Source organism: Micromonospora sp. TSRI0369, assembly GCF_001905625.1.
Taxonomy (GTDB): domain Bacteria; phylum Actinomycetota; class Actinomycetes; order Mycobacteriales; family Micromonosporaceae; genus Micromonospora; species Micromonospora echinospora_A.
In genome coordinates this window covers 839,690-852,979 of sequence record NZ_LIVU01000003.1, presented here as the reverse complement: position 1 = coordinate 852,979, position 13,290 = coordinate 839,690, and the positions used below count along the sequence as shown (strand labels likewise).

10 protein-coding genes are annotated in these 13,290 nt (G+C 73.6%); 9 read left to right on the top strand and 1 reads right to left on the bottom strand.

What is annotated here, in order from left to right; genetic code table 11:
• The first annotated feature begins 15 nt into the window (after positions 1 to 15).
• From AMK25_RS12690 to AMK25_RS12650, 9 genes are all read left to right on the top strand, one after another.
• Positions 16 to 747 (top strand): FadR/GntR family transcriptional regulator, encoded by a 732-nt coding sequence (locus AMK25_RS12690; protein ID WP_073828651.1) that lies wholly within the window; start codon positions 16 to 18, stop codon positions 745 to 747.
• Positions 744 to 1,571, top strand: a complete 828-nt coding sequence (locus tag AMK25_RS12685) for a sterol desaturase family protein (protein ID WP_073828547.1) — start codon at positions 744 to 746, stop codon at positions 1,569 to 1,571. The genes AMK25_RS12690 and AMK25_RS12685 overlap by 4 nt, the downstream gene beginning before the upstream one ends.
• Positions 1,568 to 2,242, top strand: coding sequence for a lysoplasmalogenase (locus AMK25_RS12680; protein ID WP_073828546.1), 675 nt, complete (start codon positions 1,568 to 1,570; stop codon positions 2,240 to 2,242). Before AMK25_RS12685 ends, AMK25_RS12680 begins: the two co-directional genes overlap by 4 nt.
• A complete protein-coding gene (gene smpB / locus AMK25_RS12675; RefSeq protein WP_073828545.1) occupies positions 2,215 to 2,706 on the top strand; it encodes an SsrA-binding protein SmpB in 492 nt (163 codons plus the stop codon). The genes AMK25_RS12680 and smpB overlap by 28 nt, the downstream gene beginning before the upstream one ends.
• 109 nt (positions 2,707 to 2,815) lie before the next feature.
• Positions 2,816 to 3,253, top strand: a complete 438-nt coding sequence (locus AMK25_RS12670; protein ID WP_073828544.1) for a VOC family protein — start codon at positions 2,816 to 2,818, stop codon at positions 3,251 to 3,253.
• A gap of 61 nt (positions 3,254 to 3,314) precedes the next feature.
• The gene (locus AMK25_RS12665) at positions 3,315 to 3,890 is read left to right on the top strand and encodes a helix-turn-helix domain-containing protein (RefSeq protein WP_073828543.1); all 576 of its coding nucleotides are present in this window, start codon (positions 3,315 to 3,317) and stop codon (positions 3,888 to 3,890) included.
• Positions 3,887 to 5,167, top strand: a complete 1,281-nt coding sequence (locus AMK25_RS12660) for an MFS transporter (protein ID WP_073828542.1) — start codon at positions 3,887 to 3,889, stop codon at positions 5,165 to 5,167. Before AMK25_RS12665 ends, AMK25_RS12660 begins: the two co-directional genes overlap by 4 nt.
• Before the next feature lie 114 nt (positions 5,168 to 5,281).
• Entirely contained in the window at positions 5,282 to 6,517 is a 1,236-nt protein-coding gene (locus AMK25_RS12655) for a glycoside hydrolase family 16 protein (RefSeq protein WP_073828541.1), read from the top strand.
• Positions 6,518 to 6,756: 239 nt separating this feature from the next.
• Positions 6,757 to 7,404: a GNAT family N-acetyltransferase gene (locus AMK25_RS12650; RefSeq protein ID WP_073828540.1), complete on the top strand. Its 648-nt coding sequence runs from the start codon at positions 6,757 to 6,759 to the stop codon at positions 7,402 to 7,404.
• Positions 7,405 to 7,490: 86 nt separating this feature from the next.
• Here the strand turns inward: AMK25_RS12650 and AMK25_RS12645 are convergent, their stop codons facing one another.
• Complete coding sequence (locus AMK25_RS12645) at positions 7,491 to 13,265, bottom strand: TIR domain-containing protein (RefSeq protein WP_073828539.1); 5,775 nt, start codon at positions 13,263 to 13,265, stop codon at positions 7,491 to 7,493.
• Between the last annotated feature and the right edge of the window lie 25 nt (positions 13,266 to 13,290).

Here is a 13,290-nt window from a genome sequence, read left to right as displayed (position 1 = left end):
GCCACACTGCTGCGCATGACCTTCGATCCCGCGCCCCGCGTGTCGGTCTCCGACCACGTCTTCGGCCGGCTGCGCGACGCGATCGTCTCCGGCCGGTACGCGCCGGACGAGACGCTGCCCGGCGAGCGGGAACTGGCCGGCGCGTTCGCCGTCAACCGGCACGCGGTCCGGGAGGCGCTGCGCCGCCTGCAACAGCTCGGCCTGGTCCGGGTCAGCCAGGGCGGCGCGACCCGGGTGCTCGACTGGCGGGTGCACGCCGGGCTGGACCTCGCGCTGTCCCTGGCCCGCTCCGGCGACGTACTCCCGGTGGAGACGCTGGTGCGCGACATGCTGGAGATGCGGGCCTGCGTCGGGATCGACGCGGCCCGGCTCTGCGCCGAGCGCGGCGACGCGGCAGTCGTCGCCGCGGTGGTCCGGGCCGCCGAGGAGTACGGCGACCTGGCGCCCGACCTGGACCTGATGAACGAGGCGAACATCGCCATCTGGCGGCTGGTCGTGCGCGGCAGCGGGAACACCGCCTACCAGCTCGCCTTCAACAGCCTGGTGGCCGGCACGTTCGCGGTCGGCGACGTCCCCCCGGACGCCCGCGCGGCCGAACTGCTGGACGTCGCCGGGCACCGCCGTCTCGCCGCCTCGATCGCCTCCGGTCAGGGCGCGGCGGCGGCCCGGCACGCGCGGGAGCTGCTGACCGCGCCGGTCACCACCACCCCCACCCCCACCACCCCCGGAAGGGAAGCGCGCGCATGATCCCCGCCGTGCTGTACGCCGTCCCGGCGTTCCTGCTCCTGATCGTCGTCGAGGCGGTCTCCTACCGCTTCCTGCCCGACGACGACGAACGCGGCTACGAGCTGCGCGACACCACCACCAGCCTGTCGATGGGGCTGGGCAGCCAGATCATCGGCTTCCCGTGGAAGCTGCTCACCGTCGGCCTGTTCGCGGCGCTGTGGACTGTGGCACCGGTGCAGCTGTCCCCCGGCGACTGGTGGACCTGGGTGATCCTGTTCTTCGCCGACGACCTGGCCTACTACTGGTTCCACCGCTCGCACCACGAGGTACGCGTGCTCTGGGCGAGCCACGTGGTGCACCACTCCAGCGTCCACTACAACTTCTCCACAGCGTTGCGGCAGAGCTGGACGCCGATGACCTCGCTGCCGTTCTGGCTGGCGCTGGCGCTGCTCGGCATCCCGCCGTGGATGATCTTCCTCCAGCAGTCGGTCAGCCTGCTCTACCAGTTCTTCCTGCACACCGAGCGGATCAAGGTGCTGCCCCGGCCGATCGAGTGGATCTTCAACACGCCGTCGCACCACCGGGTGCACCACGGCTCGAACACCGAGTACCTGGACCGCAACTACGGCGGCATCCTGATCATCTGGGACCGGCTGTTCGGCACGTTCGAGCCGGAGCGGGCCACCGCGCGCTACGGGCTGACCAAGAACATCGGCACCTACAACCCGCTGCGGGTGGCCACCCACGAGTTCGCCGCGATCTGGTCCGACGTACGCCGGGCAAGCTCCTGGCGACACCGCCTCGGCTACCTGTTCGGCCGTCCCGGCTGGCAGCCGGTCCGATGAGGCGCTCCTGGCTGCTGCCCCTGTTCGGACTGGTCGCCGCCGTCGAACTGGTCGGGGTCGCGCTGGACTCGACAGTGCTCCAGTGGCTGGCCAAGCCGCTGCTCGCGCCGGTGCTGCTGGCGTACCTCTGGGCGCACCGGCGCCGGGTCGACGCGGTGGCGGTCGGCCTGGTCGCCGCCACGGCGGGCGACGTCGCCCTGCTCCTGCCGGGCGACACCGCGTTCCTGGCCGGAATGGGGTTCTTCCTGGTCACCCAGGTCGCGTTCATCACCGCATTCGTGCGGCACCGTCGTGCGCCGGCCCTGGCGTGGGCCGGTTACCTGCTCGCCTGGGCCGGCGCGAACGCGCTGCTGTGGGGCATGCTCGGGCCGCTGCAGCTACCGGTGCTCGGCTACAGCCTGGCGCTGTGCCTGATGGCCGCCGCCGCGGCCGGGGTGTCCGCGCGGGTCGCCGCGGGCGGCGCGTTCTTCCTCGTCTCCGACCTGCTCATCGGCGTGGGCGCGGCCGGGATCGAGCTGCCCGGGAGGGGCCTGCTGGTGATGGTCACCTACTGCGCGGCGCTGCTGCTGATCAGCACCGGCTGGGTGACCGCGACCCGCCCGGCGACCGGCCCTGGGTCGCCGCCCGCGGGTACCCTGCTCGCGTGGCCAGGGAGAACGGGCGCAAGCTGATCGCCTCGAACAAGAAGGCACGGCACGACTACGAGATCCTCAAGACGTACGAGGCGGGCATCGTGCTCGCCGGCACCGAGGTCAAGTCGCTGCGCGAAGGGCGGGTGTCGCTGGTCGACGCGTTCGCCCAGGAGCGCGACGGCGAGATCATGCTGTACGGCCTGCACATCGCCGAGTACGGCTTCGGCACCTGGACCAACCACGCGCCCCGGCGCACCCGCAAGCTGCTGCTGCACCGGGTGGAGATCGCCCGCATCCTGGAGAAGCTGCGCGACGGCGGCGTCACGCTGGTGCCGCTGTCGATGTACTTCGCCGACGGCTGGGCCAAGGTGGAGCTGGGTCTGGCCCGGGGCCGCCGGTCGTACGACAAGCGCCAGGCGCTGGCCGAACGGGACGCCAAGCGGGAGATCGCGCGGGAGATGGGCCGCCGGCTCAAGGGCCGGACCACCGGCCGCCGAGCCTGATCCGTCCCGTGTTGAGGACAGCCTCTGTCCGCTGGCTCCGGCAGGCTGGACGGCGACCGATCACACGCGCCGCCGGTTCGCCGGCGGACCGGACGGAAGGTGAGCCGAGATGGCCCGCGACGTACAAATCACCATCGACTGCGCCGACCCGGCGAAGCTGGCGACGTTCTGGGCCGAGGTCCTCGGCTACCGGGTCCAGGGCCCGCCGGAGGGCTTCGACTCGTGGGAGCAGGCGCTGACCGCGATGGGCGTTCCGCCGGAGCGGCACAACGACGCCTCGGCCGTGGTCGACCCGGAGGGCGCCGGTCCACGACTGTTCTTCCAGCGGGTGCCGGAGTCCAAGCGGGTCAAGAACCGGGTTCATCTGGACGTCCGGGCAGCGCCCGGGCTGACCGGCGAGGCCCGGATGGCGGCGCTGGAGGCGGCGGCCGACCTGCTCGTCCCACTCGGTGCGACGCGCGTCGGGCGCTACGAGCCCGCTCCCCCGCTGGAGGCGGGGCACGTGCTGATGACCGATCCGGAGGGCAACGAGTTCTGCCTCGACTGAGACCCCGCCAGATTCAACAAGACTCCTTGTACATCACTCCTTGTCGGTCTAGCCTGGCGGCATGACGGACGGAACCGGCAACCGGCGCGTGAGCGACCCGCGAGCCATGCGGGCGCTGGCCCACCCCACCCGGCTGCGGCTGCTCGGCGAACTGCGCCTGCGTGGCCCGCAGACGGTCGGCATGCTCAGCGAGCGGACCGGTGAGGCGGTGGGCTCGGTCAGCTACCACGTCGGCAAGCTGGCCGAGCACGGCTTCGTGACCGAGGCCCCGGACCTGGCCCGGGACCGGCGCGAGCGGTGGTGGCGGGCTGCGCACGCCACCACCGACTGGGATCCGCTCGAACTGCTCGACGACCCGGAGCGCCGGCTCGCCGGCAACCTGCTGCGTCAGGCCGCCATGCAGCGCTACGTGGACCGCTACCAGGCGTACCTGGATTCCGAGGCGAGCCTCGACCCGGCCTGGGTACGCGGCACCACCAGCAGCGACATCGTGCTGCGCCTGACACCTGAGGAACTGGTCGAGCTGCGCGCCGAACTGTCCGCGCTGGGCCGGCGCTGGCAGGAGCGCGGCGCACCCGGCCGAGCCGGCGCCGAGATGGTCACGCTGATCTGGCAGGCGTACCGGGGGCCGCAGTGACCCGCGACCGCCGGCCCCTGGCCGGACTGCTGATCGGGCACGCCGTCTCGCTGACCGGCAACGTGCTCACGCTCATCGCGCTGCCGCTCTACGTGCTGGCCGAGACCGGTTCGCCGGCCGCCACCGGGCTGGCCGGGGCGTTCGCCACCGCGCCGGTGGTGCTCGGCGGCGCGTTCGGCGGCGTGCTCGTCGACCGGATCGGCTACCGGCGGTCGAGTGTGCTCGCCGACGTGGTCTCCGGCGTGACCATCGCCGCCGTACCCCTGTTGCACGCCACGGTCGGCCTGCCGTTCCCGGCGCTGCTGGCCCTGGTCTTCGTCAGCGGGCTGCTGGACACGCCGGGGCAGACCGCGCGCACCGCGTTGCTGCCGGAGGCCGCGGCGGCGGCAGGTGTGCCGATCGAGCGGGCGGCCGGGTGGGAGGACGCGACCTCGCGCGGCGCCCGGATGATCGGCGCACCCGTGGCCGGTCTGCTGGTCGGTGTGTTCGGGGCGGTGCCGGTGCTTGCGCTGGACGCGGTGACGTTCGCCGTGTCGGCCCTCGTGGTGACGCTGCTGGTGCCGCGTGGCCTGCGACCGTCCGACGACGGGAGCGAGCCGGAGACCGGCGGCTACTGGCGGCAGTTCGCCGCCGGGCTGCGCTTCCTGGTCCGCGAGCCGCTGCTGCGCGCCATGGTCCTGCTGGTGCTGGTGACGAACCTGTTCGACGCGGCGAAGAGCAACGTGCTGCTACCGGTGGTCGCCGAACGGGAACTCGGCGGGCCGGCCGCGTTCGGCCTGCTGGTGGGCGTCATGGGTGGCGGGGCGCTGGTCGGCTCGCTGGTGTTCAGCGCGATCGGGCACCGGCTGCCCCGCCGGGCCACGTTCGTCACCGCGTACGTGCTGTGCGGCGCCCCACCACTGTGGGCGCTCGCCGCCGCGCCGCCGCTGCCGGTGGTGGCCGCCGTGGTGGCGATGGCCGGGCTGGCCGCCGGCGCGCTCAACCCGCTGATGGGCGCGGTCCAGTTGGAGCGGGTGCCGCCGGCCATGCGGGCCCGGGTGTACGGGGTGATCGGCGCGGGGGCATGGGCGGCCATGCCGGCCGGCGCGGTCGGCGCGGGATTCGCCGCGGACCGGTTCGGACCCACGTCCACGCTGGTCGTGATGGGCGCCTGCTACCTGCTGGTGGTGCTGACGCCGCTGCTGGGTGGCCCGTGGCGGGACATGCGCCGCCCCACTGTGGTGCGGCAGCGCGAGCCGGAGCCGACATCGGAGCGCCAGCGGGAAACGCTCTCTTGACATCGACCGACTTCGTTCATACCTTCATCGAAGTCTATTTGTATGGTTTGTTTACCGTTGGGCGGGGCCGGCCGCCGTGACGGGAACAGCCACCACCCCCGCAGGAGGCGCCCCGTGCGCACCATCCGTACCCTCGCCGCCCTGGCGGTGACAGCGGTCGGCCTCACCACCGCCCTCGCCGTCGTCCCCCACTCCCCCGCGATCGCCGCACCCGGCGCGGTCACCTGGTCCGACGACTTCAACGGCCCCGCCGGCGCCGCGCCCGACGCGAGCAAGTGGCGCTACGACATCGGTGGCGGCGGCTGGGGCAACAACGAACTGCAGTACTACACCAACAGCACCCGCAACGCCGCGCTCGACGGCAACGGCAACCTGGTCATCACCGCCCGTAAGGAGAACCCGGCCGGCTACTCGTGCTGGTACGGAAGCTGCCAGTACACCTCGGCCCGCCTGCTCACCAACGGCACGTTCGCCCAGGCGTACGGGCGGTTCGAGGCGCGCATCAAGGTCCCGCGTGGACAGGGACTGTGGCCGGCGTTCTGGATGCTCGGCAACGACATCGGCACGAACCCGTGGCCCGGCAGCGGCGAGATCGACATCATGGAGAACGTCGGCTACGCGCCGTCGACCGTCTGGGGCACGCTGCACGGCCCCGGCTACTCCGGCGGCAGCGGCGTCGGCGCGTCCACCTCGCTCCCCGGCGGGCAGGCGCTCGCCGACGCCTTCCACACGTTCACTGTGGACTGGGCGCCGGACTCGATCACCTGGTACCTCGACGGCGTGGCGTACTCGCGCAAGACGCCCGCCGACATCGGCGGCAACCGCTGGGTCTTCGACCACCCGTTCTTCATGATCATGAACGTGGCGGTCGGCGGCAACTGGCCCGGCTCGCCGGACGGCAGCACCACGTTCCCGCAGACCATGACCATCGACTACGTCCGGGTCCAGGCCTGGGACAACGGCGGCGGGGGCACCGGCGGGCAGATCGTCGGGTACGGCAACAAGTGCGTCGACGTGGCCAGTGCCAGCACCGCCAACGGCACGCCCGTGCAGCTCTGGACCTGCAACGGCACCGCCGCCCAGCGCTGGAGCTGGAACGCCGACGGCTCGGTACGCGCGCTCGGCAAGTGCCTCGACGTGGCCGCCGGGTCCACGGCGAGCGGCGCGAAGGTGCAGCTCTACGACTGCAACGGCACCGGCGCGCAGAAGTGGGTGTTCAGCGCGGCCGGCGACATCGTGAACCCCCAGGCCAACAAGTGCCTGGACGCCACCGGTCCCAGCTCGGCCGACGGCACCCGGCTGCAGATCTGGGACTGCACCGGCGCCACCAACCAGAAGTGGCGCCGCTGACCGGCGTCCCGGCCCGGGGCGGGCGGCACACCCCGCCCGCCCCGGCGTCACCCCCGTCCCCCGCTGATCTTGCACTTTCGGCCCAAGCGGTGACGCGAATGTCCCATCTGCCCGGGCACAAACTGCAAGATCAGCGGGTCTGGGTGGCTTGGGGTCACGAATGGCGTTGCGGTCTGGGATACCGTTAGGTCCGTTTCGCTGCCGCGAGACCAGGTCATCGATCTCCTGGAAGCGCGATCATGGATGAACTGACCGGCGCGCTGACGTCGACGAGCGGGTTCATGCCGGAACCGATCCCCACCGCACGGCTGAACCTGCTGCCGCTGGGTGTCGAGCACGCCCAGGAGATGGCCGCCGTTCTGGCCGACCCGGCGCTGCACACCTTCATCGGCGGCGAGCCCGCTTCCCCGGCGGCGTTGCGGGCCCGCTACGAACGGCTGGTCGCCGGCTCGCCCGACCCGGCCGAGTCGTGGTGCAACTGGGTCATCCAGCTCCGGGACTGCGGCCGGCTGACCGGCTTCGTCCAGGCCACGGTCACCGAGCCACACGGGACGGTGGCGGACACCGCCACGGCGGGCGCGCGGGCAGTCGGGCACCGGCACCTCGACGAGGCGACACCGGCCACCGCGGGACCGGTCGCGGAGATCGCCTGGGTGGTGGGAACACAGTGGCAGGGGCGCGGGATCGCCACAGAGGCCGCCCGTGGGATGGTCGGCTGGCTGGGGCGGCGCGGTGTGCGTACCCTCGTGGCCCACCTCCATCCCGACCACCGCGCGTCGGCCGCGGTGGCCACGGCCTGCGGCCTGGCCCCCACCGACGTGTGGCAGGACGGCGAGGTCCGCTGGACCGGACCTGCCGCCCCGCCTCCCCCGCCTGCCCGGAGTTGACCAAGGAGTTCGTGTCGGAGACGACGTCTGATCCGGACACAAACTCCTTGATCACCGGGAGATTCAGGGGCGGGACGGGGGCGGGGTCAGAAGGGGGCGTCCACGGGTAGGCGGCGGACCTGGGTGAGGTACGGGTCCAGCTCGCCCACCTCGAAGCGGCACGTGCCGATGACGTGCCAGAACTGGCCGCCCGGGTCACCGTCCAGCTTGTAGCGGCCGTCCGGGCTGACCGCCGCCCACCCGTCCGGCAGGCCGATCAGCGTGGTCCGCAGCTGGGCGTGCTCCGGATCGGCCACGTCCCACAGCCGTACCGTGCCGTCGTCACCGGCGCTGGCGAGCAGGCTGCTGTCCGGGCTGAAGTGCACCGACCAGACCCGCCGGGTGTGCGCGGCCAGCGTGCCGTGCAGCCGGCCGGTGACCGGGTCCCACAGCCGGATCACCAGGTCGTCCCCGGCGGTGGCGAGCAGGTTGCCGTCCGGGCTGAACGCGCACGACCAGAGCCGCCCGTCGTGCTCGGTGAGCACGACGCGCGGCTGGCCGGTCTGCACGTCCCAGACCACCGCCGTGCCGTCGTTGCCGGCGCTTGCGAGCAGCGTGCCCTCGCTGTTGAAGCCGACCGAGTAGACCCGGTCGGTGTGGTGTTCCAGCGTCATCCGGCAGGTGGCGGTGGCGGCGTCCCAGAGCCGTACCGTCTGGTCGTCGCAGCCGGTGGCGATGGTCTCGCCATCCGGGCTGAACGCGACAGTGCGCACCCGGCCCCGGTGCGGGGTGAGCGTGGCGAAGTGCCGGCCGGTACGCCGGTACCACAGGCGTACCGTGTCGTCGTCGTTCGCCGTGGCCAGCGCGTCGCCGTCGGGGCTGAACGCGACCGCCCAGACGTGGTCGGTGTCCACGTTGAGTTCCCGCTCGTCGGCGCCGGTGTCGGTGTTCCACAGGTGCACGCCGCCGTCGCCGCTGGGTGAGGCGACGAGCGACTCCTCGGGGCAGAACACCACCGACAGCAGCCGGTCGGCGGGGCTGGCGAGCTGCCGCAGCAGGCGGCCGGTACGCGGCTCCCAGAGCCGGATCACGCCGTCGTTGCCGCAGGCGGCGAGCACTTCCCCGTCGTCGCGGAAGGACAGCGCGGTGACCCGGCGGCCGTGCCCGCGCAGCGTGTGCTGGAGCTGCCCGGAGCGCACATCCCACAGCCGGGTGGTGCCGTCGTTGCTGCTGGTGGCCACCTGGTTCTGGTCCGGCCGCCAGACCACCGGCCACACCGAGCCGCGGTGCCGGGTCAGCTCGTGCCGGACCTGCCCGTCGTCGGTGTCCCAGAGCTGGATCGCGCCGTCGCTGGCGGCGGTGGCGAGCAGGCTGCCGTCGCCGTTGAACCGGACGCTGTAGATGGCGCCCCGCTGCCGCCCGAGCACCCGGACCGGCCGGCCGGTCTCGGTCTCCCACAGCCGCAGCGCGCCGTGCGTGTCGCCGGTGGCCATCAGCGTGCCGTCGGGGTGGATGTCGAGGGCGTACACGTCGGCCTCGTGGCCGCGCGGCGAGCGCAGCAGCTCGCCGTCGCCGGCCCGGCGGATCCAGACCCGGCCGTGCTGCCCGACCGCGGCCAGCAGCCGCCCGTCCGGCGTGTGCGCCACCCGGTAGACGACTTCCGGCTCCCGCACCTCGAAGGCCAGCCGGCCGGTGGGGATGTCCCAGCCGCGTACCGTGCCGGCGCTGTCGGCCACCACGACCCGCCGGCCGTCCGGGCTGAACGAGGTGCCCCAGATCGGCGCGGCGTGGCCGGGCCACTCGTGGCGCAGCCGGGCGGTGCGGGTGTCGTACAGCCGGACCACGCCGGCCGCGTCGCCGACCACCAGCCGGCCCCGGCGGCCGTCGGTGAGCAGCGGCCAGACCCAGCCGGCGAAGACGTCCTCGATGACGTGCCGCACGTCGCCGTGGTCGGCGTCCCACAGCCGTACGGTGAGGTCGGCCGCGCCGGTGACGAGCTGGTGGGAGGCGGCGTCGTAGCGGACCGCGTACACCCGGGACCGGTGTCCCTGGAGCGTGCGTACCGGCAGCCCGGTGGCGGTGTCGCAGAGCAGCACGCCGCCGTCGTCGCTGCCGACCGCGAGCACCGCGCCGTCCGGGCTGTACGCCACCGGCACCGGCAGCCGGCCCACCTCGAAGCCGTAGCCGACGCCCACGGCGGGCGGGGCCAGGCCGGGCGCGACCGGACGGCCCGGCGCGACGACGGCGCCGCGCAGCTCCGGGGCGCGCAGCAGCGCCGCGTCGGCGCTGACGTCGATGAGCGCGGTGCGGTGCCAGCTGCTGCCGGCGACGCGCGCGCCGCGCAGGTCGGTACGGAACAGCCGCGCCCCGGCCAGCTCCGCGTCGCGCAGGTCCGCCCCGGCGAGGCGGGCCTGGTCCAGGCGGGCGCCGCGCAGGCGGGCGTGTTCCAGCCGCGCCTCGGTCAGGTTGGTGGCGATCAGCCGCGCGTCGGTCAGGTCGGCGCCGGTCAGGTCGGCCCCGGCGAGTTCGCGGTGCGACAGGTCCTCGCCGCGCAGCACCGCGCCGCGCAGGTCGGCCCGGTCGGGCAGGCGCAGCCGGGCGGACAGCCGCAGCGCGTTGGCGCGCAGCGTCTCCCCCGCCGACTCGTCGCCGAGCACCCGCGCGGTCCAGGCGGTGCAGCGGGCCGGGTCGGCGAGGTCGCCGAGGAACTCCACGGCGAGCGCGGACAGCGACCGCACCGCCAGCGCGGCCGGCTCCTCACCGCGGTTGAGCTGCTCGGCCACGCCCTCGGCGACGAGCCACTCCATGACCGAGGTGTGGATGAACCCGAACAGCCCGTCGTCGGTGCGGACCAGCAGGCTGCCCGCGCCGACCGCGTGCGCCGCCTGCGGGCCGGACAGCCGCGAGTCGGCCCGGCCGGCGAGCTGGCCGGTGGACTCGGCCAGCTCGGCCAGCCGCAGGTACGCCTCCCCGCTCTCCCACAGCTGGAACGCCAGCCGGCTCACCGCCTGCCACAGCTCGGGGCGGCGCAGGCTCACCGGCGCGCCGGGGATGCCCTGGGTACGGCGCTCCTCGAAGTCCAGCCAGGACTCCAGGATCTCCCGGTACAGCGCGGCGGCGCTGAACGTGCCGCCCGCGCCGGCGACGGCGGCGAGCCGCCCCTCGTCGAGGTTGGCGATGAAGCCGAGCATGCGCGGGTTGCGGGAGAGCCCGAGAAGGTCCTTGACCCCGGCGAGCAGGTCCATCCGTTCGCGGGCGGCCCGCTCGTCGCCGCCGTACCGGTTGCGCAGGAACGCCTCGATCTGCCCGGGGGTGAAGTCCTCCACCGCGAGTACGCGCCGGTGCGGCAGCAGGCCGACCCGCTCGCCGAGCGCGGTCAGCACCTGCGAGTTGGTCTTGAAGTGCTGGGTCCGGCTGCTCACCACGATCTTCGCGTTGCCCTCGGCAGCCTGCAGCAGCGTCTCCAGATGGTCGGCCGCCCGGTCGTAGGTCACCCGGGCGACCAGCTCGTCGAACCCGTCGAACAGCAGCACGATGCGGCCCTGGCGCAGCATGTAGCGGAACGCCTTGAGGTCGATCACCTGCTCGCCGTGGTTGGCCAGGTGCGCGGCGACCAGGCCGTCCACGGAGTGCGCCTTGTCCAGCGCGCGCAGCTCCACCAGGATCGGGATCAGGTCCGGTGCGGCGGTCGGCAGCCGCCGGGCCACCTCCCGCAACGCGAACGTCTTGCCCCGGCCGAAGTCGCCGAGCACCAGCACGAACCGGCCGTCCGGCGCGGAGACGGTCTCCAGCAGCTCGTCCACCACGTCGTCGCGCACGCGCTGGTCGGCGCCGACGAGGTGGCGGTAGCGCTGCGGCACGTACTGCCCGGGCGGGTAGTGCCGGTCGGCCTGCAGGCGGGCGGTCTGCGCGGCGACGTACTCGCGCAGGTCGAGCAGGCCCTGGAACTCGGTCAGGTGCAGTACGCGCACGCCCCGGCGTTGCGCCTCCTCGGCCAGTCCGCGCGGCACCCGGTCACCGTCGTAGACCAGCTCGGAGGCGATGTCCGGGTCGGTGGCGTGCACCCGGCGGGCGAAGACGTCCACGTCGGCCGCGGTGGGGGTGCCCACGTGCGCGCCGACCCGCTGCTGGCGGACCACGCCGTCGGAGCGGTAGCTGATGTACAGGTGCGGCGGGTCGGTGTCCACGCGGCGTACCACCACCCGGTCGTAGCGGGCCTCGCAGACCTCGGCGAGCCGGTCCAGCAGGCGCTGCACCGGGGCGACCGGCGCGGCGGCCGCCGCCGCGCCCTGGGTGGCTCCCTCGACGGCGACCGGGCGGCGCGGGTCCGGCACCTGGGCCGGACCGGACGCGCCGAAGGTGGCCTCGGCATTCGGCCAGTTCACCGCCGTCACCGCTCCGGAGTCGAGGCGGTCGTCGCGGCCGAGCACCCAGCGGGTCATGCCGTCGCCACCGAGCCGCAGCACCTGCGCCCGGCCGTCGCGGGGAGCCGCGGCCAGCGGCACCACCGGGTCCACCCGCGCCGACGGCGCAGCGTCGGAGAGCAGCAGGTTGAGCATCGGGCCGACCAGCCGGTTGACCGCGCCCCGGTCGCGCAGCGACACCGGGTCCGGCGGCACCTCGTCGGCGTACGGGCTGCGCGCCCCGGGCGCGTGCGCCATCGCGCCCAGCCGCAGCCAGCCGGACTGCTGGTAGTGGCGCAGCCGCTGGGCGAACCAGCTGGACTGCGCCTCGCCGAGGAAGCCGTACCGGTCCTCCTCGCGGTGGGTGATGGCGATGGTGGAGTTCAGCCCGGCCACCACCACCCGCAGGTCCGGTACACCGAACAGCGTCCAGGGCTGCTCGCTGTCGAAGATCCGGTCGTCGAGCCCCTGGTAGAGGTCGTCGAACAGGCGTGCGTAGTGCCGCCACTTCGGCCAGTACGGCGGCTGCGGGTCGACGTCGTCGGCCTCGCAGGTGGCGAAGTACGCGCGGCAGGCCGCCATGGTCACGTCACGCGGACCGGGCACCACGACGAGGCGGTGCGGCTCCAGCCCGAGCAGCACCCGCAGGCCGGTGAGGAAGCTCAGCGCGTCGGAGAACTCGCGCGGGCTGCCCGACTCGGTCAGGTTGCCGGCGACGACGAGCAGGTCCGGCCGGGGCACGCCGTCGTTCATCAGCAGCGTGAGGTCGCCCATCAGGTGTTCCTGCACCTCGCCGGGGGTGACCGGCGCACCGGGGGTGATCACGCCCCGGCCGAAGCGCGGCCCGGCGACCTGGAGCACCGTGACGGTGTCCCGGGCGGTCGGCGGCGCCACCGCGGCCGGCGGGAACGGCGGCGGGTTGATCGGGGTACGCCGGGCGCGGCGGGGCGCGGGCGCTCCGGCGGCCGGCGCGGCGAGCACCCCGTGCGGGTCGGCCGGGTGGTGCGGGAACGCCGGCTGCCGCATCGGTTTGGCCCGGCCGTCGAGCGCCTCCCGGATGCGGTCGAGCACCCGGTTGCGGGCCTGCGCCGGGTCGTCCACACCGACCAGGTCCACATAGGTGATGGTGGCGAGCAGCCCGTCGATCGGGCAGTCCTCGACGCGTACCGTGACGAGCTTGTTGCCGGTGCCGTCCGGGTCGGCGCGCAGCGCGGCCTGCCACTCCAGCTTGCCGTAGGTGGAGTGCAGGTAGCGTTCGGACAGTACCGCCACCACCACCTCGGCCTCACGGACGCCACGGTCCATGAAGTCGATGAAGTTGGTGCCGGCCACGAAGTCCCACGCCTGCAGCAGCGTGCGGTAACCGGCCGCCTCGAACTCCCACGCCAGCCACGTCGCCCAGCGTTCGTCGGCCGGGGAGTAACTGATGAAGAAGTCGATGGGGCGGTCGGACCGGGTGGGGTGCGCGCCTACAGCCACATGGTCATTATGGCCACCGACGGTC

Coding starts and splice junctions, on each gene's coding strand:
- AMK25_RS12690 (WP_073828651.1), top strand. CDS start 16: ATGACCTTCGATCCCGCGCCCCGCGTGTCGGTCTCCGACCACGTCTTC.
- AMK25_RS12685 (WP_073828547.1), top strand. CDS start 744: ATGATCCCCGCCGTGCTGTACGCCGTCCCGGCGTTCCTGCTCCTGATC.
- AMK25_RS12680 (WP_073828546.1), top strand. CDS start 1,568: ATGAGGCGCTCCTGGCTGCTGCCCCTGTTCGGACTGGTCGCCGCCGTC.
- AMK25_RS12670 (WP_073828544.1), top strand. CDS start 2,816: ATGGCCCGCGACGTACAAATCACCATCGACTGCGCCGACCCGGCGAAG.
- AMK25_RS12665 (WP_073828543.1), top strand. CDS start 3,315: ATGACGGACGGAACCGGCAACCGGCGCGTGAGCGACCCGCGAGCCATG.
- AMK25_RS12650 (WP_073828540.1), top strand. CDS start 6,757: ATGGATGAACTGACCGGCGCGCTGACGTCGACGAGCGGGTTCATGCCG.